The sequence below is a fragment of the Litchfieldella anticariensis FP35 = DSM 16096 genome, from assembly GCF_000409775.1.
Classification (GTDB): Bacteria; Pseudomonadota; Gammaproteobacteria; order Pseudomonadales; family Halomonadaceae; genus Litchfieldella; species Litchfieldella anticariensis.
The window spans coordinates 43,411-62,211 of sequence record NZ_KE332397.1 but is presented as its reverse complement, the minus strand read 5'-3'; the positions used below and the strand labels follow the sequence as shown (position 1 = coordinate 62,211).

Here is an 18,801-nt window from a genome sequence, read left to right as displayed (position 1 = left end):
GTCCGGCACGTGCCGGCGGCTGAGCGGCTGCCACCGTACCCGTGCTGTCGGTCGTCGAGGTTGTCTGTCGGTCGTCGTTGCTCACGCTGCTCGTCGTGCCTTTGTTTGCCTTGAGGCCGAAGTACAAGTGCTGCAATACAAAAAAACCGGCCGAAGCCGGTTTTTTTACAGGATCCCCTGGAAACCTAGCGCTTGTTAAAGGCGCAACGGATTCCAGAATGTCCCTGAAGCGTCCGGCTTACGCAGCCAGCGCCTTAATTCGCTTGTTCAGACGACTCTTCAGACGCGCTGCCTTCTTCTTGGACAGCACGTCCTTGTCGGCGATACGGTCGATCACCGGCTGCGCCGCCTTGAATTCAGCCATGGCCTGCGCGTGGTCACCGCCATTGATGGCTTTGATGACGCGCTTGATATAGGTACGAACCATGCTGCGCTGACTCGCCTTCAGTACACGGCGGCCTTCCGCCTGACGGGCACGCTTGCGGGCTTGCTTGCTGTTAGCCACTACTGTCTCCTTGGAGAAATTCTAAACCGTCTATTCGGTAACTATTTGACCTGACTGAAAAATAAGAGATTTTCCAGCCGGCTTGCCCCACTTTGGCTGAACTCAACCACCGGGCCATGTCTGAGAGGATGGCGCATTCTATCATGGCACCCGCCCTCTTGCCACATTCAACATGCCTGGAAACCGCATGCCTCGGGACTGAAGCTCACACGAGGCGTCCCACACATGCGGTCGGAAACCACCTCAAAGTACCACGAGGTTATCGCGATGAATCAGTTCCGGCGCTTCCATGTAGCCGAGTATCAATTCGATCTGGTGGCTAGGCTTGCCGAGAATCTTCACCGCTTCCTCGGCACCGTAATTGACCAGCCCCTTGGCAACCCGCTCCCCTTGTTCGTCAATACAGACCACCATGTCGCCACGCACGAAACTTCCCGATAGCGCCTTGACACCCACCGGCAGCAAGCTGGAACCACGCCCACGAAGCACTTTCACCGCACCGGCATCCAACGTCAAACTGCCACGCACTTGAAGCTGGCCTGCCAGCCAGCGCTTGCGCGCAGCGATCGGCGCCTGTTCCGGACGCAGCAACGTGCCTAAGCGCTCGCCCTCGATCAGGCGGGCCAGCACTTGGGGCTGTCGGCCACTGGCAATCGCCGTGACGGCACCCGAACGAGCCGCGAGCTTGGCCGCCCGCACCTTGGTGGTCATACCACCGCGCCCCAATGCACCGCCACCACCAGCCACGAGAGCCAAAGCCGGATCATCAGCGCGCCCTTCATGTATCAGACGCGCCTCGGGATGATGTCGTGGATCGGCGTCGTAAAGCCCTTCCTGGTCGGTAAGAATGACCAGCGCATCAGCCTCGAGCAAATTCGCCACCAAGGCACCCAAGGTGTCGTTGTCGCCGAAACGAATCTCATCGGTGACCACGGTGTCGTTCTCGTTGATCACCGGCACGACCCGCAGATCGACCAAGGTACGCAGTGCTGAACGTGCATTGAGATAGCGCTTGCGGTTAGAGAGGTCGTCATGGGTCAGCAGGATCTGAGCGGTAAGCAGGCGATGACGAGCGAAGTGCCCCTCGTAACACTCGGTCAGGACGTTCTGACCTACCGCCGCTGCCGCTTGCAATTCATGTACGGCGGATGGCCGTGCCTGCCAACCCAGCCGCACCATACCGGCAGCCACAGCACCGGAGGAGACCAAGACCACCTCGACTCCCCGGCGATGAAGCTCGGCAATCTGGTCTACCCAGCCACCGATGGCAGCCTCGTCGAGGCCTCGTCCGTCGTTAGTCAGCAACGCACTGCCAATTTTCACCACCAGCCGCCGCGCACCGGACAGCGCCTCGCGCCCTGGTGCTTGCTCGTTGCTCACGATTCTCTCTCCTGAAGCCTGGATCACTCAGCACGATAAAATTCGCGACACTGGGCGAGCGATGGCCAAACGCTACCAGTTTGTCACTCAAGGAACATATTCGACCTCGACATCATAATCATCGTCGTCGAAGTCGTCGTCATCCTCTTCGTCGTCACGCTTGCGCTTGCGCCCAAGCCGCGCCTCGGTACGTGCCACCGCCTCGGCTTCCATGCGTTCGCGCATCTCGCGTTCGCGTTCGGCAGCCTCTTCGTCCTCGTTCTCCAGGCGACGTTGCTCAGTCAACCAACGATGCGCCGCCTGCACCAGTGCCTGGGTACCTTCACCGCTGATCGCTGCGATACGGAACACCGGGCCATCCCAACCCAGTTGCTCAATGATCTCCTTGGCCCGAGCCTCGCGCTCATCTTCCGGCAACAAATCGAACTTGTTGAGTACCAGCCAGCGCGGCCGCTCGGCTAGGGTCGGCGAGAACTGCTCAAGCTCGTGAAAGATCGCTTCGGCAGCTGTCACCGGGTCGGACTCGTCAAAGGGGGCCACATCGATGACATGGAACAGCAGCCGCGTGCGGGTCAGGTGCTTGAGGAAGCGCAGCCCCAGTCCAGCCCCATCCGAGGCACCTTCGATCAGCCCCGGCACGTCGGCCATCACGAAGTGTTCATGCTGGCCCAGCTTCACCACGCCAAGATTGGGCACCAGCGTGGTGAACGGATAGTTGGCAACTTTGGGCTTGGCAGCTGAAACAGCACGAATCAGTGTCGATTTGCCGGCATTGGGCATGCCCAGTAGACCGACGTCAGCCATGACCTTCATCTCCAGGCGTAGGTTGCGACGCTCGCCCTCGGTTCCTGGTGTCGTGCGTCGAGGAGCACGGTTGGTCGATGACTTGAAATGTACGTTGCCAAGTCCGCGGCGTCCGCCCTGGGCCACCAACACCACTTGACCGGCCTCGGTGACATCAGCGATTACCTCGAGGGTATCCTCATCGATCACCGTAGTGCCCACCGGCACCTTGACGTGCAGATCGTCACCAGCCTTGCCGCTCATCTGACGCCCCATGCCCGGTTGACCGTTCTGGCCCTTGTAGAAACGCTGGTACTTGAAGTCGATCAGAGTGTTCAGGGCATCGTCCCCGATCAGATACACACTCCCCCCATGGCCACCGTCGCCACCGTCCGGGCCACCCTTGGGTACGTACTTCTCGCGCCGAAAGCTCAGGCAACCATTGCCACCCTTGCCGGCTTCCACGATGATCGAGGCTTCGTCGACGAACTGCATCTGTCATTCTCCTGGCAGCCACTACTGCCATGATACGAAAAAGCCCCGCGCTGGCGGGGCCTTTTCAGTGCAACGTTCGTGATTTCTCAGGCGAAGACGACGCTCACGAACTTGCGGCTTTTCGGACCCTTGGTCTCGAACTTGACCACACCTTCGTTCAAGGCGAATAGGGTGTGATCCTTGCCGATGCCAACGCCTGCGCCAGCATGGAACTTGGTACCACGCTGACGGACGATGATGTTGCCCGGAGTGACGGCCTGACCGCCGAACAGCTTGACGCCCAGACGTTTGGATTCGGAATCGCGACCGTTACGCGTGGAACCGGCAGCCTTCTTATGAGCCATTGCAAATACCTCGCTCGTTGAGGGGCATCCGCTTACGCGGAGATCCCGGTGATCTTGACTTCAGTGAACCACTGACGGTGGCCCTGACGCTTCATGTGGTGTTTACGGCGACGGAACTTGAGGATCGTCACCTTATCGCCGCGCCCATGAGACACGACTTCGGCAGCCACCTTGGCACCATCAACCAAAGGCGCGCCGACCTTGACGTCGCCGCCATCGGCGACCAGCAGCACCTGGTCGAATTCGAGAGTCTCGCCTGTCGGCACTTCCAGCTTCTCGAGCTTCAGTGTCTGGCCTTCCTGAACGCGGTACTGCTTGCCACCGCTCTTGATAACTGCATACATAGTAGACGTTCTCCAAACACTCATCGGGTTGCGCTCTTCGTCGACCTGCGGCGAGTGGCGCCCCTTTCGGCAGCCATCTGACAGGGAGCATGATGAGTCGGGTCGCGGATTATAACCGCGCCCTGTATGCGACACAAGAGGGAGCCCTTTTACTCCCTTGCTTGACGCCTCTCGGGGGCCCTCATAGCATTACCCCCAATCCAAGGCCGGCATGGCTAACTGCCAAGCACGGCCCCACCTTCTACAAGCAGCTAGCCCATGCAGCCTACAGCATCGCCCATCCATGCCGTGGTGGCGGAGGATTTCGCCGCTGTCGATCGTACCATTCTCGCCCAGTTGGCCTCTCGCGTGCCGCTCGTCGAAACCATCGGCCACTATATCATCGAGAGTGGCGGCAAGCGCTTGCGCCCTCTATTGGTACTACTGGCTGCACGCGCTCTGGGGTACGACGGTAACCAGCATGTCACCCTGGCTACCCTGATCGAATTCATGCATACCTCCACCCTACTGCATGACGACGTGGTCGATGAATCGCACATGCGCCGAGGCAAGGCCACCGCCAATGATGCGTGGGGCAACGCCCCCTCAGTGTTGGTTGGTGACTTCCTCTATTCCCGCTCATTTCAAATGATGGTCCAGGTCGGCTCGATGCGGGTCATGGATGTGCTCTCCGCGGCGACCTGCACCATTGCCGAGGGCGAAGTCCTGCAGCTCACCAATGTCGGCAATCCCGACGTCGATGAGTCCGCTTACTTTGAGACGATTCAAGGCAAAACGGCGATGCTATTCGAAGCCGCCTCGCACAGCGGAGCGATCCTCGCCAGCGCCAGCCCCGAACAGGAAAGCGCCCTGCAATACTACGGCCGCTATCTGGGGCTGGCCTTCCAACTCATTGATGACCTGCTCGACTACCAAGGCGATGCCCAAGCCATGGGCAAGAACGTCGGCGACGACCTTGCCGAAGGCAAGCCTACCCTACCCCTAATCCAGGCCATGGTGGCCGGCAGTCCAGACCAGACCAAGCTGATCCGTCAAGCGATCCGTCAAGGGGGTCTCGATCACCTCGATGATGTACTTGCCATCGTCCGCGATACCGGTGCCTTGGAGTACACGCGTGCCCGTGCCGAGGAAATGGCCGCCAAGGCCTTGGCACAGCTCGATGCACTGCCCCCCAGCCGCTATCGCGACAGCATGGCAGAACTCGCTCGACTGGCCGTTGAGCGCGAGAACTGAGCGGATGCCTACATATTGCATCTAGGTTGGGAGTCCGTATAATAGCCCACCGTTGAGGCGCCAGCCCAACGTCGTCGGAGCGTAGCTCAGCTTGGTAGAGCGCTGCCTTCGGGAGGCAGAGGTCGTAGGTTCGAATCCTGTCGCTCCGACCAGAGAACACCGCAAAAAAACCGCCATCTCTGTTTCCAGATGGCGGTTTTTCTTTTTATCAGCCCCCTTTCTGCCATCCAGTGCACAAACTGTGCACTACCGCGTCATTAGTTCACGCAACCCTTTCAGAGAGCGCGTATTGACCACATCCTCGGCCGTGGCCCAACCACGGCGCGCCTGGTCGATGCCATAACGCATGAAGCCGAAATGGTGGGGGGTGTGGGCATCCGTACTGATAGCCAGCTTTACACCTACTTCGCAGGCTATCTTGCAGTAAACGTCATCGAGGTCGAGCCGTTGTGGCTGGGCATTGATCTCCAACACACAGCCATTCTCCTTGGCATGATCGATGACCCGTTCCATATCGACGGGATAGGCCTCCCGCGATCCAATCAACCGACCAGTGGGATGGCCCAGTATATTGAAGCAAGGGTTGTCCATAGCCCGTAGGAGACGGCGTGTCTGCTTGTCCCGAGACAGCCCGAAATGGCTGTGTACGGAGCAGACCCGCAAATCGAGTCGCTGCAATATGGTATCAGGCAGGTCTAGACTGCCATTCTCCAGAATATCCACTTCGATCGACTTCAGCAGCGTGATGTCGCTGAGTTCATCATTCAGGGCATCGATCTCGTCGATCTGTTTGGCCAAGCGCTCTTCATCCAGACCATTGGCGATACGCAGCGCTTTTGAATGATCGGTGATGGCAAGATAGGCCCACCCCTGAGCCTTGGCCGCCTCTGCCATCTCGCGCAGGGTAGCGGAACCGTCAGAAGCCTTGGTGTGATTATGCAAGTTGCCCTTGATATCACTCAGCGTGACGAGCTCGGGCAAGGCGTTATCTAGTGCCGCTTCGAACTCTCCCCGTTTCTCACGCAACTCCGGCTCAATGTAGGGCAGCCCCAGCACCTCGTAGACTCCCTCTTCGGTCTTGCCGGCAACCCGCTTGTTACCTTCGAAGACGCCATATTCGTTGATCTTGAGCCCCTGCTCCTGTCCCATCTTGCGAACTTGCACGGTATGCGCTTTCGAGCCAGTGAAATAGACCAGCGCGGCACCGTAGCTGCTTGACGCTACCACGCGAAGGTCGACCTGCAGACCGCCCCTGAGGATCACACTAGCGCGCGTCTCGCCTTGAGAAACCACCTCCTCGACGTCTTCGTAGTCGATGAAGCGCTGCATGACCCGCGAGTTCTTGGTGCAGGACACCAGAACATCGAGATCACCGACCGTTTCTTTCCGACGACGGTAACTGCCAGCAACCACCACCTTGTCGACTCCATCAATACTGTCGAGATAATCGACGAGTGGCTCGGCACGACTTTCGGCTTCAGAAAGCAAGCTTCTCCGCGTACCGCTACCACGAGTTTCCAACTCGTGAAGGATATTCTCCTCAGTTTTCCTTCCGAAACCTGACAGCTCACGAACTCGACCATCCTCGGCGGCTTTTTTCAGCCCTTTCAAGTCCTCCACGCCCAGTGCTTCATAAAGCTTCTCGACTCGTTTTGGTCCGAGTCCGGCAATTCCCTTGATCTCGGTGAGCCCCGCCGGCACTTTCTTTTTCAACTTGTCGAGTTGTGGAAACTTGCCGGTTTTCACGATGGTTTCGATCTTGCTTGCCAGATCCTTTCCTATGCCTGGCAGCTCCGTCAGCTTCTCACCGGCTTCGACCATATCAATGATGCTATGCGGTAGATCTCGCAACGTACGTGCCGCATTGCGATAGGCACGCACGCGGAAGGTATTGGCACCTTGGATTTCCAGCAGGTCGGCCACTTCATCGAATTGTCCGGCGATATCACGATTATGCAGTGGCATACGATACCCCCTATCTCATGGGGTGATCCCTCGCCGACATTATGCATTGATAGATATTGATGAGCTGAAGGTTGTCTTAGCGACACGCGGTGCGCTAAGCGCACCGCGAATGACAACACTCATATGGCAAATAAAGGGCGGCATATGCATGCCACCGGCAGGTCAGTGAGGAGCGGAAACCTTCTCCGCGAACTCGGCAACCATTGACGATGATGCGCGATGGGAAATATCGCCCAAACTCAAAATACCCACCATACGCTTGTTCTCGTCAATGGCAACGAGACGCCTCACTTGCTTCTCTTCCATGAGTCTGGCCGCTTCACCAAGCTCCTGGCTATCCTTGCAGTAAACGATGCCCTCATTCATGACATCTCTTGCTGTCAAATTGGAGACATCTCCTTGTTCGGCGATTCCACGCGCAACGATATCCCGATCAGTGACCATACCGATCAGCTTATCGTTCTCACCAATAGGAATTGCGCCAATATCCTTGTCACGCATGATGCGAGCAATTTCTCTCACCGACACATCGGGACCAGACCATTCGACACCACGATACATGGCTTCGCTGACTCTCATGGGTGGGCCTCCTTGATAACGATACATTCATGCTTGATCCATCAAGGCGATCCTTACATCAGTGTGGAAACGCGAGTTTCCCACTACTCAGCCAACAGACCGCCGCTCACCTGTAGCCAGTCCATGCAGGAGGTTTTCTCTATCTCTTCCTCCTTACCTACAAGGCTAGTTGCTTTTGTCGTTCACCCCCAAATGCGAGAAAGCGTGTAATAGCCTCATCTGCCACAAAAGGATTTCTGACATAACGGCGGTACGAAGGGAAAGAGAATAGCCTCGCTCAATCAAGAGCATCAAAAGAATCCAGCGGCGACAGGCAAAGACTTGGTTCACACTGGGCGATACAACAACACCCTGACCAAGGATGCTCACGATGCAACGCCTCTCACTCGACAGAGCCGTACTCCAAGTACGCGACCTGGACGCGATGGTCCGCTTCTGCTTCGACGTTCTGGCACTACCGCTACTGCTACGCACATCCAACGGTGCCACCTTCGAACTGGGCACCGATGAACGCGGCCACACACAAATCTTGATGCTCCTGGCCGCCAATGATCCCTCCCCTCCCCGGCGCATGACGCTCGAGGTCAGCGACACCGAATTCCCCACTACCTGCGATCATCTACGACGTCATGGCGCAACGCTGTTCGAAAGCGAGGGTAGCAGTGCTCCTGGCTGTGCCTGGCGCGTATTGCACTGCCGAATGCCTGAAGGGCATCACCTGCAGGTAATCACTATCGACCCTCGCCGCTGCGCATTATCGAACCTGCGATTCGCCACACCTGATCACAGCTAGGCTTCATCCTCTTCCTCTCTAGCTGCTCGCTGGCGCGCCACCCACGTCTTACGGGCCTTGTTGCGGCGGTAGAGTCGCACCAGCGCAATCCACAACGCTGCGATTACCATCAGCGCCAGCGTCCACCCTTGCCAGAAGCGAGCGGCATCACCCATCAGCGTTTCCAATGTGATGATGGTAATGAACCCCAGTGCCTGGCTGGCAATGGCCAGAGCCCGCAGTACATCGAAGGTAGGTTTGGCCATATAGGCTCCCAAACCGGTAAGTGACAGCCCGTGACGGCAACATTAGGCTAGCGGTAAATCGTGGCATTGTAGCCTGATCGGCCGCACGCGCCGACCCTGAACCACTTGGAGCGACTCTCTCATCATGGATGCCATTGCCCTGGGACCGGTACTGATCTCCTTGCCGCGCCTGTATGCTTTTGCTGCAGCGCTATTGTTGTTGCTGACCAGCCTGTTGTTGCTGGGGCTGCCCCGCCAACGCCATGTGCGCTGGTTCAGTATTCTGCTGATCGTCTGGTTAGTGGGTGCCCGGCTAGGCCATGCACTGACCCATGCCGAAATCTATGCACAAGCACCTCTGGATATACTCAAGTTCTGGCAGCCCGGCTTTCACGGCTTGTGGGGGTTATTGGCGGCGGCGATCTGGACCGCCTGGGCCCTACGCGACCACTTCCTGCGTCTGATTGGAGGAGTGGCCCTGCTGGGAGGAGCCTCGACCTTGTGGCTCGTACTGATGATGCAGAACCCACTTGGCAACGACATGACACTGCAGGAACTGCCCGACCTGGCCCTCACAGACCTTGAGGGCAACAGCGTCAACCTGCAAGACCTGCGTGGTGAGCGCGTATTGATCAACTTGTGGGCCACCTGGTGCCCACCCTGCCTGCGCGAGATGCCAATGCTCGCGGAGGCTAGCGCTCGCGATGGTGTCACCGTCGTGGTCGCCAACCAAGGCGAGGATCTGATGCAAGTCGTCCGCTATCTTGACGAGCAGGGACTCGAATTCCGCTATCCATTGCTCGACCCTCATCAAGAGCTAATGGCGTTGACCGAGTCGCCAGGGCTGCCAACGACCTTACTGTTCGATGCTGACGGTCAGGCTCTCGAGCGGCATGTTGGTGAGCTGTCACGCACCCAGCTCGAAGCTTGGCTCGGTAGCCGCTGACCTCCGAGACGGCTTGCGGGGGAACGCTGCCTCTCGGGAAAATGCCGAAGAGATCGATGAAGGGTAGCGCAGCAACGGGACGGTAGGCGAACCGGGGCCATGCATGTTTTTATGCGGAGTTCCCCTTAAGCGACGCGACACTTTCCGGTACCATACCGCGCCCTGCCGACGTTCAGGACCGCTCGTAAAGCGGCTCGTGGGCGAGCGGCCACTGACTTGCGCAGCATCTGTTGATCATCCGAGGCATCATGAGCGAATTTTCTCCCGGTCAGCGCTGGATCAGCGACGGCGAAGCCGAGCTGGGCCTGGGCACCGTCTTGAATTGCGATTTCCGCACTGTGACCGTACTCTTCAGCGCCAGCCAGGAAACCCGAACCTATAGCGTTCGCCAACCCCCGTTGACCCGAGTCGCCTTTGGCAGTGGCGACCGTATTCAATCCGCCGAAGGCTGGCAGATGATCGTCGACGACAGCAAGGAAATCGATGGTCTGATCGTCTACATCGGCGAGGATGACCAAGGCCAGATCCACGAGCTCCCCGAAGCCCGCCTCGCCGACACCATGCAGTTCGACCAAGCCCGTGACCGTTTGCTGACCGGTCAGGTCGATCGCAATGACTGGTTCGACCTGCGTTTCCGCACCCTGCACCATCATCATCGTATCGAGCAGAATCCGGCACTGGGCCTGGCGGGTCCCAAGATCGACCTGATTCCCCACCAGTTGTATATCGCTGATGAGGTGGCCAGCCGCCACGCACCGCGGGTACTACTGGCCGATGAAGTGGGATTGGGCAAGACTATCGAAGCCGGGCTGATTCTGCATCGTTTACTGCTTACTGGCCGTGCCGAGCGTGCGTTGATCCTGGTACCCGACAGTTTGACCCATCAGTGGCTGGTGGAGCTACTGCGCCGCTTCGCACTCGACGTCACCCTGCTCGACGAGCACCAGAGTCAGGCCCAGGCAGAGACCAATCCTTTCGAGTCCGGTCAGTTGATCCTCGCCAGCCAGCAGTGGCTATTCGCCAACCCCCATCGCCAGACACAAGCCCAGGCCTGTGATTGGGATCTGCTGATCGTCGATGAAGCTCACCACCTGGACTGGACACCGGAGCACAGCGGTCCCGGCTATGCCTGCGTAGAACGTCTGGCCGCGACCACTGCTGGCGTATTGTTGCTGACCGCCACGCCAGAGCAGATGGGCATGGAAAGCCATTTCGCCCGTCTGCGCCTGCTCGATCCAGACCGCTACCAGAGCCTAGAGCGCTTCAAGACGGAAGAACAAGGTTATGTCCGTGTCGCCGAAGCCATCGATGCCTTGGAACGGCTGTCCGGCGACAACAGGAGCAACAGCGATGACCGTGATTGCATTGGTGCAGTGATCGACGATTCCGACAGTCAGGCACTGCTCGATACTCTGCTCGACTCGGAGAGTGGCCCCCCCCAGCGCGAATCAGCCAAGGCCCAACTTCGCGAGCAGTTGCTCGACCGCCACGGCACTGGCCGAGTGATGTTTCGTAACAGCCGACGTCATGTCGGTGGCTTTCCCGAACGTCATCTGCACCTAACGACTCTAGAACTGCCCTCGCCCTACCGTCGCGTGCTTCGTCGCTTGGCGCGCGACGAAGACTATCTCGATGAATTGCTGATCGAGACCGGCCTCGACCATCCCGAGGTCATACTTCACCTCGACACTATGTATCGCGCGCTGGCGGATGACCCGTTGAATGCCGAACCCTGGTGGCAGTTCGACCCGCGCGTCACCTGGCTATTGGAGTTACTCACCGACGTTGGCCACGACAAGGTGCTGGTGATTGCGCATCATCGCGACACTGCTGCTGGTTTGGCCGAAGGGTTGCGAGTGCTGGGCGGCGTGCATGCACCGCTATTCCACGAGGGAATGACCCTGGTCGAGCGCGACCGCGCCGCTGCCGCCTTCGCTGATGAGGAGGAAGGCTGCCAAGTGATGATATGCTCGGAGATCGGCTCCGAAGGGCGCAACTTTCAGTTCTGCCGTCACCTGGTGATGTTCGATCTACCCCTGCACCCCGATCAGCTCGAGCAGCGGATTGGACGGCTCGATCGTATCGGCCAGCAGCACGCCATCGAACTGTACATAGCAACCTTCGAGGATAGTCCCGGCGCGCGGCTTTTGCGCTGGTACGACGAAGGCATGGATGCGTTCAGTGCCCCACACGGAGTTGGTAGCGAACTTTATGATGCCTTCGGCGATGTTCTGGCCGACGCCCTGCTCGATACCAACGGGCTCGACGAAATCATTGAGGAAACACGAGCACTGTTTGCCACCAAGCTCGCCGAACGCGATGCCGGGCGCAATCGCCTGCTGGAACTCAATGCCTGCCGCCATGATCGTGCCGAGGAAGTGGCTCAGGCTATCCATGAGCTCGACGACGACCCAGCACTGCCCCGCTATCTCGACCAGGCGCTGGACATCTTCGGGGTCGACAGTCAGGAGCTCGGCAGTGACCTGATGTTGCTTCAGCCTAGCCCTCAGATGCTCGATGGCCTGCCAGGATTGGTGAAAGGCGAAGAAGGATTCACGGCGACCTTGTTACGCTCTCGCGCGCTAGCCCGTGACGATGTCCAGCGATTGTCCTGGGAGCACCCCTTGCTGCGCGAGATGATGGGACGCATCCTGAGTGGCACCATGGGCAATACCGCCCTGGCTCTGCTCAAGCATCCAGCAATTCCGCCCGGCAGGGTGATGGTCGAGTTGGTGTTCCGCACCTATTGCCCAGCCCCTAAACGACTGCACATTAACCGCTTCCTGCCACCCACGGCGATACGGGTACTGCTCGACGAGTCGGGCGCCAATCTCTCCGACAAAGTCTCCTTCAGCGGATTGTCGAAGAACCTGCAGAAGGTCAAGAAGGCAGTGGCTCGCGACCTGATCAAGACCCGCCACGACCGGCTTCGCGAGTTGCTGAGTGTCGGTGAGACGGAAGCCGAGCGCGAATTGCCAAGTATCGTCGAGGCAGCCCAGTTTCGTATGCGCAATAGCCTGAATGCCGAGCTGGCACGCCTGCAGGCGCTATCACGGCACAACCCTGCGGTGCGCGAGGATGAGCTGCAGGCGCTGCAAGACGAGCGCACCACGCTGGATACCGCCATCGAGAATACCCGTTTGCGCCTCGACGCTGTGCGCGTGATCGTCACGGTGGACAAGGACAGCCGCTGAACGACCCTCTGCGCTATCTATTGGCGCAGAATCGCTGCCAATGCCTCATCCAAGGTCGGATAGCGAAATTCGAACCCGGCCGCCTGCAAGCGAGCCGGGCGCATATCCGCTCCGGTCAGCAACAATCGAGACATCTCGCCAAAACCGGCCTTCAATACGAAGGCCGGTACCGGCAACATTGCCGGGCGTCGCAAGTGTCGCGCCAACGCTTGTGAGAACTCGGCGTTGGTCACCGGGTGTGGAGCGGAACCGTTGAAGGGGCCCCGCAAATCGTCTCGTTCGAGCAGGAACTCGATGATGCGTACCAGATCTTCGCGATGTACCCAAGGCATGAATTGACGGCCACTCCCGAAACGTCCCCCCAATCCTAGCTTGAAAGGGGGCAACATCTTGGCCAGCGTACCGCCGCCCTGCTCCAGTACCAGGCCGATTCGGATCAACGCCACCCGCACGCCATACTCCTCCGCCTCACGCGCCGCTTGTTCCCAGCTCTCGCACAGTCGATGCGCGAACTCATCGTGGGGAGGTGTGTCCTCGGCGACCTCCCGCTCGCCCTGGTCGCCGTAATACCCCATGGCGGAGCCCGACACCATTACCGCAGGCGGACTTTCGAGATGCTGGCAAAGCATCACCAGGTCACGAGTGATATTGACCCGGGAGTCGATCAGACGTCGTTTTTGCTCATCGCTCCAGCGCCGATCGGCAATTGACTCTCCCGCCAAGTTGACGATCGCCTCGGGTGCTCGATCAGTAAAAGCCAGCACCGACGTCTCGACATCGGTTCCGGCGGGTAAGACACGACGCGCTCTGGTGGGGTCGCGGGACACGACCAGAAGTGAGTGGTCCGCTTTGGCCAGACGTTCACACAGCCGACGACCGACAAACCCGGAGCCTCCCGTGATCAAGACGCGCATGGTTCCCTCCACTATCGCTGATGCCCCGCATCGACCCGACCCGCCGTACGGACTCGAGAGCGTTGACTGCCAGTGAGACGTGGCATCGCAATGAGTTATACAGCGCTTGTACGCTTTTGGTAGTCTAGATGACAGTTCATATCAGCGCTCAGGTGGCACTGTTGGCAAACCACTCTACCTCCACCTCAGCGCCGGATTTACCAGCGGAGGCGAACGCACCATGTCCCACGCGCTGATACTACTCGCTCACGGCTCGCGTGATCCGAACTGGCGCGCGCCTTTCGACCACCTGGCGATGTCCTTGGCACAGCGTTCTCCAACCCCACTACGCCTGGCCTACATGGAGCTTTGCGACCCTTCACTGGAAGCCACCATTACAGAACTCCAGTCACAGGGTACGACACGCGCCGACATCCTTCCGCTGTTCTTCGCTGCCGGCCGCCACCTGCGAGAGGATGTTCCCGGTCAGATCGAGGCTCTGCATCGGACTCACCCTAACATCCGCTTGACACTTCTGGCCCCGGTAGGGGAGCACCCAGCCTTCGTCGAGGCCTTGGCCAGCATCATCGATGAACGCACAACCCGATCATGATACGGCTGCTGGTGGAGTCGGGGATCACGGACACCACCCAGCACCTTCCGCAGAATCCTCAAGAGGCAACAGTGCGCATGAGTGACAATGCGACTCACCCGACCAATGCGCCACTTTATCCGATACGTGAGGTTTCACGCCTGACCGGTGTTAACCCGGTGACACTGCGTGCCTGGGAGCGCCGTTATAGCCTGATTCGCCCCCAGCGCACCCCCAAGGGCCATCGGCTCTATGCTTCCGATGATATCGAACGCATCGAGCATATCCTACAGTGGCTGAATCGCGGCGTACCCGTCAGCCAAGTGCGCGAATTACTTGACCAGCCCCACGTCGCCGAGACTCCCGACCCCATTGCCGGCGACTGGCCCAGCCAGCGCTATCAATTAGTGGCCGCCGTGGAATCGTTGGACCTGTCACGCCTGGACGCCTTGTTCAACCAGTGCATGGCGCTCTATCCAGTCGAAACCTGTCTCAGCGAGTTGTTCAAGCCACTGGTAGACGAACTGGAAGAACGCTGGGATAGCCACCTCGGCGCTGCCTTGCAACGTCGCACACTGGAAGCCTTTCTGCGAACGCGGACCGGAACCCGACTCTACCATGCCAACCTGGTAAACCCTGGCCCCGTGCTACTGATCGGCCGACTCCCTGAAGACCAAGGGATGCTATGGAGTCTGCTGATCGCCCTGGCGGCTTCCCAAGCCAGGTATCGAGTACATTTCTTCGATGCCCCACTACCTTTCAGCGAACTGCCGTTGGCAGTGGAACGCTTCAAAGCTGCCGCCTTGTTGCTATGCAGTGGTCAGGCCGAGCGAGCCGATATGATTCGACGCCAGTTGCCACGTCTGGCTGATCAGCTTGACGTACCCGTGGGCCTATGCGGCCCCGTGGCGCGGATCCGTCAGCATGACCTCCAGGATAGCCAGGTGGCGATTCTCGGCGACGATCCACCTAAAGCGATCACCAAACTCGCTTCCCTCATCAGTGCCTGAGAATCCAGGCGAGAAGTGGAGGTCGCATGGCGCCCAAGCTGGTATGGTTTCGCAGTGACCTGCGCACCCACGACAATAGCGCCCTGAGTGCGGCTGCGGCACAAGGGCCGGTAATCGCCGTTTTTTTGCGCAGCCTGAAGCAGTGGCAGCACCATGGCCATGGCGCCAACAAACTGGACTTTTGGGCACGCGGAGTAACAGCGCTACGCGAGGATCTTGCCAAGCTCAATATCCCTCTGCTGCATCGTGATATTGACAGTTTCGATGAGGCTCCCGACGCATTGCTGGCACTCGCTCGCGAATACGGCGCCAGCGGACTGCATTTCAACCGCGAATACCCGCTCAACGAATGGCAGCGCGATGCGGCGGTACTTGGCACCTTTCAGAAGACGAACCTGGAGGTTAAGGCCCATACCGACGCCGTGGCCTTCGCTCCCGGAGAATTGCTCACCAGCCAAGGCGACTACTACCGTGTATTCACCCCTTTCGCCAAAGCCTGGCACCGCCAACTCGAATCGCACCATCTTGCTCTACACGATGCTCCGCGCCCTCAAACTCGACTGACCATCCTCTCCGATCCACTGCCACCGCCGCCCAGGCTCGACACGTCTCCAGTCGATGCATGCCTGTGGCCGGCAGGACAAGGGCGTGCGGCAGAGCGGTTGAAACGTTTTCTGCATTACCGGAGCAGACACTACCACGAGCGGCGTGATTACCCTGTACTCCGTGGCACCAGTGAACTGTCCCCCTATCTGGCTCTGGGGATGATCTCGCATCGTCAGTGCCTGCAGGCGGTACTCGCCGAGAACGAGGGGAGCTTGATCGAAGGACACCCTGGCTTAGTAGCCTGGGGCAATGAGTTGATATGGCGCGAATTCTACCAACATATCGTAGTGGGCTTCCCGCGGGTATGCCGTTATCACGCATTCCAGCAGCATACCGAGGCTCTGCCTTGGCGCGATGACGACCCAAGTTTTCGAGCTTGGTGCGAAGGTCGCACGGGATATCCGATTGTCGATGCCGCCATGCGCCAACTCACTCAGACCGGCTGGATGCACAACCGCCTGCGTATGGTGGCAGCCATGTTTCTCACCAAGCACCTGCTGATCGACTGGCGACGCGGTGAGTCCTTTTTTCTGCATCACTTGGTCGATGGTGAATTCGCCGCCAACAATGGTGGCTGGCAATGGGCAGCGTCCACCGGCACCGATGCCGCTCCCTACTTCCGCATCTTCAACCCCACCACCCAGTCTCGCCGCTTTGACCCGGAGGGAAAGTTCATCGCGGACTTTGTCCCCGAGTTGTCGAAGATTCCGGCCAAGGTACGCCATGCACCGCCCCGCGATCTGCTCGATACCGTCTCCTACCCTGCCCCTATCGTCGATCACCGCGCAGCGCGTCAACGCACCTTGAACGCATTCAAGTCGCTGCCATCTTGAGCTGAAAAAGATACCTATTGACTAACCTCTCTCCGAGCCCGGACTCAGATCGGTTGAGGCTCTTTCAGTAGCCGTGCTTCAAGTTCAGCGGCGGGTACCGGACGCGAGAACAGGAACCCTTGCACCAAGGGGCAACCATGATGCAGCAGGAAGTTTCGTTGCTCCGTCGTTTCCACCCCTTCAGCAATCACCTCCAGAGACAAACCACGCGCCATGGTCAATACTGCACCGACGATGGCGGCGTCGGCACTATCCTCCGGCAACGCACGCACGAAAGCACGGTCGAGTTTCAACTTATCGATCGGCAGTCGTTTGAGATAGCTCAACGAGGAATAGCCAGTGCCAAAATCATCAATGGCAATCTGATGGCCCAAGGCCCGCAATGCCTCAAGACGCGGATAGATATCGCCAGCTCGTTCATCAAGCAGCACCGATTCGGTCAGTTCTAGCCCAAGCAGACGAGCCGGCACACGGTGCTGTGCCAGGCAGGCCGCCAAGCGGGCCTCCAGATCTCCCTGGATCAACTGCAACGCGGATATGTTGACCCACACCGGGATCTCGGCCATACCCGCTATGCGCCAGCTTGCCAGTTGGGCAATCGCCCGCTCGACCACCCAACTGCCTAGAGACGACATCAGGCCATGCCGTTCGGCAAGCGGAATGAAGTCGCCTGGAGAAATCATCCCGTGCTCGGGGTGGCGCCAACGCAATAACGCTTCCATTCCCACCAGAGCGCCGTTCCCCAGAGTGTGTTGGGTCTGGTAGTGCAGTTCGAGCTGGGTTCCCTTGGCCAGAGCCGTGCGCAACTCGTTGACCAAGGCAAGCTGACGATCTCCAGCCACATCCAGTGAAGGGCGGAAACGCTGATCATGATTGCGGCCATGTCGCTTGGCACTATAGAGCGCCGATTCCAGGCGCTGGAACAACACCCCCGAGTCATTGCCATCTTCAGGCGCTCGGCAGCTCCCAATGGTCAACCCGAGGCGCAGTGAGTGGCCATCCAACTCGAAGGGCTCACTGAGATGATCACGCAACCCACTCACCCACTTGTCGTGGTCGTCGAAGGTGGTAGTGCGAATCACCATGAACTCATCACCTCCCAGACGCCCCACCACACCGCCGGCGACATGACCGGCGAGACGCTGACCAAAGCGTGCCAGCAGGCGATCGCCACAGTCGACTCCCATGGCATCGTTGATGGCTTTGAAGGTGTCGATGTCAATGAGCGCCATGTCCAGCCCCTCGCCAGCCCGCAAATGTCGCAGGCGTGAGGTCATCAGGTCGTGTAGGCGACGCCGGTTGGGTAGCCCGGTCAGAGGATCCTCGAAACCGATACGACGCAAGTCCTGCTCACGCGCCTTGTGTCGTGAAATATCGGTAAACAGCCCGACGTAGTGACTTAATCGCCCCTTGCTGTCCGGACAAGCCTGCACCCGCAACCACTCGGGGAACTGGTCGCCATGCTTGCGCTGATTCCATATCTCACCCTCCCAGCAGCCGGTGGCTTGCAGGGTCTGCCAGTAACGATCGTAAAATGCCTTGTCATGGCGGCCCGACGATAGCACCGAGGGATCCTGCCCCTTGACTTCCTCCAATGTATAGCCGGTGATTTGGGTAAAGGCAGGGTTGACGGCAACGATGCGGTTGCGGGCATCGCTGATCACTACTCCATCGGCGGAGAGTTTCAGGGCTTCTTCCGAAAGTCGCCGGCGACGATGCTCATGTTGCATCTGGCGCCAAGCATCCGCCACTCCCGCTCCCACGAAGACCAATGCCATGAGGCGCAACCACACGCTGGGCAACCAGCCGATCGCGGCCAGTGCGGAGAGCCCCATCCATATCAGTGGGCGATTAAGGGAAAACGGTGGCCACATGTGGTTTCATCGGCTTGGTATGAAGTCTGTTGATTGTTCGACAAATTTACACAATGTCATCATTGGAAACATTATCGGCATCATGCCCCGGCACTTGAGCCCTGCGCAAGCAATGGGTGCACGAACAGCAACTTGCCGACCATTGGTTTATCGGTCATTGGTGGCCAGCCGAAGTCCCGTGTGCAATCATTGCTGGCTGACAGTAGAA

The 18,801-nt window shown here is 58.9% G+C and carries 17 protein-coding genes and 1 tRNA gene; 8 read left to right on the top strand and 10 right to left on the bottom strand.

Annotated features, from left to right (window positions below; translation table 11 throughout):
- Nucleotides 1–238: 238 nt before the first annotated feature.
- The 5 genes from rpsT to rplU all read right to left on the bottom strand — a co-directional run bounded on the left by rpsT (nt 239) and on the right by rplU (nt 3,851).
- Nucleotides 239–505, bottom strand: coding sequence for a 30S ribosomal protein S20 (rpsT, locus tag L861_RS23320; RefSeq protein ID WP_016419128.1), 267 nt, complete (start codon nt 503–505; stop codon nt 239–241).
- Between the two features lie 243 nt (nt 506–748).
- Nucleotides 749–1,888 (bottom strand): glutamate 5-kinase, encoded by a 1,140-nt coding sequence (proB, locus tag L861_RS23315; protein WP_027947891.1) that lies wholly within the window; start codon nt 1,886–1,888, stop codon nt 749–751.
- A gap of 84 nt (nt 1,889–1,972) precedes the next feature.
- Entirely contained in the window at nt 1,973–3,163 is a 1,191-nt protein-coding gene (cgtA, locus tag L861_RS23310; protein WP_016419126.1) for an Obg family GTPase CgtA, read from the bottom strand.
- An 86-nt stretch (nt 3,164–3,249) separates the two neighbouring features.
- On the bottom strand, nt 3,250–3,507 hold the full coding sequence (rpmA, locus tag L861_RS23305; protein WP_016419125.1) for a 50S ribosomal protein L27: 258 nt from the start codon (nt 3,505–3,507) through the stop codon (nt 3,250–3,252).
- A gap of 32 nt (nt 3,508–3,539) precedes the next feature.
- Nucleotides 3,540–3,851, bottom strand: coding sequence for a 50S ribosomal protein L21 (gene rplU / locus L861_RS23300; RefSeq protein ID WP_016419124.1), 312 nt, complete (start codon nt 3,849–3,851; stop codon nt 3,540–3,542).
- Between the two features lie 258 nt (nt 3,852–4,109).
- On the opposite strand from rplU, the gene ispB reads away from it, so the two are divergent.
- A complete protein-coding gene (gene ispB, locus L861_RS23295; protein WP_016419123.1) occupies nt 4,110–5,084 on the top strand; it encodes an octaprenyl diphosphate synthase in 975 nt (324 codons plus the stop codon).
- A gap of 75 nt (nt 5,085–5,159) precedes the next feature.
- Nucleotides 5,160–5,236: transfer RNA gene (locus L861_RS23290), tRNA-Pro, on the top strand.
- Between the two features lie 94 nt (nt 5,237–5,330).
- On the opposite strand, the gene polX is transcribed toward L861_RS23290, so the two are convergent.
- Nucleotides 5,331–7,049, bottom strand: coding sequence for a DNA polymerase/3'-5' exonuclease PolX (gene polX, locus L861_RS23285; RefSeq protein ID WP_016419122.1), 1,719 nt, complete (start codon nt 7,047–7,049; stop codon nt 5,331–5,333).
- A 162-nt stretch (nt 7,050–7,211) separates the two neighbouring features.
- A complete protein-coding gene (locus tag L861_RS23280; protein WP_016419121.1) occupies nt 7,212–7,628 on the bottom strand; it encodes a CBS domain-containing protein in 417 nt (138 codons plus the stop codon).
- 370 nt (nt 7,629–7,998) lie between these two features.
- Between L861_RS23280 and L861_RS23275 the strand changes: the two genes are divergently transcribed.
- Nucleotides 7,999–8,421, top strand: a complete 423-nt coding sequence (locus L861_RS23275; protein WP_016419120.1) for a VOC family protein — start codon at nt 7,999–8,001, stop codon at nt 8,419–8,421.
- On the opposite strand, the gene L861_RS23270 is transcribed toward L861_RS23275, so the two are convergent.
- Nucleotides 8,418–8,666: a hypothetical protein gene (locus tag L861_RS23270; protein WP_016419119.1), complete on the bottom strand. Its 249-nt coding sequence runs from the start codon at nt 8,664–8,666 to the stop codon at nt 8,418–8,420. The genes L861_RS23275 and L861_RS23270 overlap by 4 nt on opposite strands.
- A gap of 124 nt (nt 8,667–8,790) precedes the next feature.
- On the opposite strand from L861_RS23270, the gene L861_RS23265 reads away from it, so the two are divergent.
- Nucleotides 8,791–9,591 carry a TlpA disulfide reductase family protein gene (locus tag L861_RS23265; RefSeq protein WP_016419118.1) on the top strand — a complete coding sequence of 267 codons (801 nt, stop codon included), beginning with the start codon at nt 8,791–8,793 and terminating at the stop codon, nt 9,589–9,591.
- Nucleotides 9,592–9,839: 248 nt separating this feature from the next.
- A complete protein-coding gene (gene rapA, locus L861_RS23260; protein WP_016419117.1) occupies nt 9,840–12,785 on the top strand; it encodes an RNA polymerase-associated protein RapA in 2,946 nt (981 codons plus the stop codon).
- A 17-nt stretch (nt 12,786–12,802) separates the two neighbouring features.
- On the opposite strand, the gene L861_RS23255 is transcribed toward rapA, so the two are convergent.
- A complete protein-coding gene (locus tag L861_RS23255; RefSeq protein WP_016419116.1) occupies nt 12,803–13,699 on the bottom strand; it encodes a TIGR01777 family oxidoreductase in 897 nt (298 codons plus the stop codon).
- Nucleotides 13,700–13,919: 220 nt separating this feature from the next.
- Here L861_RS23255 and L861_RS23250 point away from each other — a divergent pair, with 220 nt between their 5' ends.
- The 3 genes from L861_RS23250 (at nt 13,920) to phrB (ending at nt 16,719) form a co-directional block, all read left to right on the top strand.
- Nucleotides 13,920–14,291, top strand: coding sequence for a sirohydrochlorin chelatase (locus tag L861_RS23250; RefSeq protein ID WP_016419115.1), 372 nt, complete (start codon nt 13,920–13,922; stop codon nt 14,289–14,291).
- A gap of 77 nt (nt 14,292–14,368) precedes the next feature.
- Nucleotides 14,369–15,280: a MerR family transcriptional regulator gene (locus L861_RS23245; protein WP_027947892.1), complete on the top strand. Its 912-nt coding sequence runs from the start codon at nt 14,369–14,371 to the stop codon at nt 15,278–15,280.
- Between the two features lie 26 nt (nt 15,281–15,306).
- A complete protein-coding gene (gene phrB, locus L861_RS23240; protein WP_016419113.1) occupies nt 15,307–16,719 on the top strand; it encodes a deoxyribodipyrimidine photo-lyase in 1,413 nt (470 codons plus the stop codon).
- A 44-nt stretch (nt 16,720–16,763) separates the two neighbouring features.
- Here phrB and L861_RS23235 read toward each other — a convergent pair whose 3' ends face one another.
- On the bottom strand, nt 16,764–18,593 hold the full coding sequence (locus tag L861_RS23235; RefSeq protein WP_016419112.1) for a putative bifunctional diguanylate cyclase/phosphodiesterase: 1,830 nt from the start codon (nt 18,591–18,593) through the stop codon (nt 16,764–16,766).
- Nucleotides 18,594–18,801: the final 208 nt, after the last annotated feature.

What these genes read in the sequence shown, in the direction of transcription:
- L861_RS23250 (WP_016419115.1), top strand. Translation starts at nt 13,920, where the DNA reads ATGTCCCACGCGCTGATACTACTCGCTCACGGCTCGCGTGATCCGAAC.
- rapA (WP_016419117.1), top strand. Translation starts at nt 9,840, where the DNA reads ATGAGCGAATTTTCTCCCGGTCAGCGCTGGATCAGCGACGGCGAAGCC.
- polX (WP_016419122.1), bottom strand. Translation starts at nt 7,049, where the DNA reads ATGCCACTGCATAATCGTGATATCGCCGGACAATTCGATGAAGTGGCC.
- L861_RS23270 (WP_016419119.1), bottom strand. Translation starts at nt 8,666, where the DNA reads ATGGCCAAACCTACCTTCGATGTACTGCGGGCTCTGGCCATTGCCAGC.
- L861_RS23245 (WP_027947892.1), top strand. Translation starts at nt 14,369, where the DNA reads ATGAGTGACAATGCGACTCACCCGACCAATGCGCCACTTTATCCGATA.
- ispB (WP_016419123.1), top strand. Translation starts at nt 4,110, where the DNA reads ATGCAGCCTACAGCATCGCCCATCCATGCCGTGGTGGCGGAGGATTTC.
- rpmA (WP_016419125.1), bottom strand. Translation starts at nt 3,507, where the DNA reads ATGGCTCATAAGAAGGCTGCCGGTTCCACGCGTAACGGTCGCGATTCC.
- phrB (WP_016419113.1), top strand. Translation starts at nt 15,307, where the DNA reads ATGGCGCCCAAGCTGGTATGGTTTCGCAGTGACCTGCGCACCCACGAC.
- L861_RS23275 (WP_016419120.1), top strand. Translation starts at nt 7,999, where the DNA reads ATGCAACGCCTCTCACTCGACAGAGCCGTACTCCAAGTACGCGACCTG.
- L861_RS23235 (WP_016419112.1), bottom strand. Translation starts at nt 18,593, where the DNA reads ATGTGGCCACCGTTTTCCCTTAATCGCCCACTGATATGGATGGGGCTC.
- L861_RS23265 (WP_016419118.1), top strand. Translation starts at nt 8,791, where the DNA reads ATGGATGCCATTGCCCTGGGACCGGTACTGATCTCCTTGCCGCGCCTG.
- L861_RS23280 (WP_016419121.1), bottom strand. Translation starts at nt 7,628, where the DNA reads ATGAGAGTCAGCGAAGCCATGTATCGTGGTGTCGAATGGTCTGGTCCC.
- rplU (WP_016419124.1), bottom strand. Translation starts at nt 3,851, where the DNA reads ATGTATGCAGTTATCAAGAGCGGTGGCAAGCAGTACCGCGTTCAGGAA.
- cgtA (WP_016419126.1), bottom strand. Translation starts at nt 3,163, where the DNA reads ATGCAGTTCGTCGACGAAGCCTCGATCATCGTGGAAGCCGGCAAGGGT.
- L861_RS23255 (WP_016419116.1), bottom strand. Translation starts at nt 13,699, where the DNA reads ATGCGCGTCTTGATCACGGGAGGCTCCGGGTTTGTCGGTCGTCGGCTG.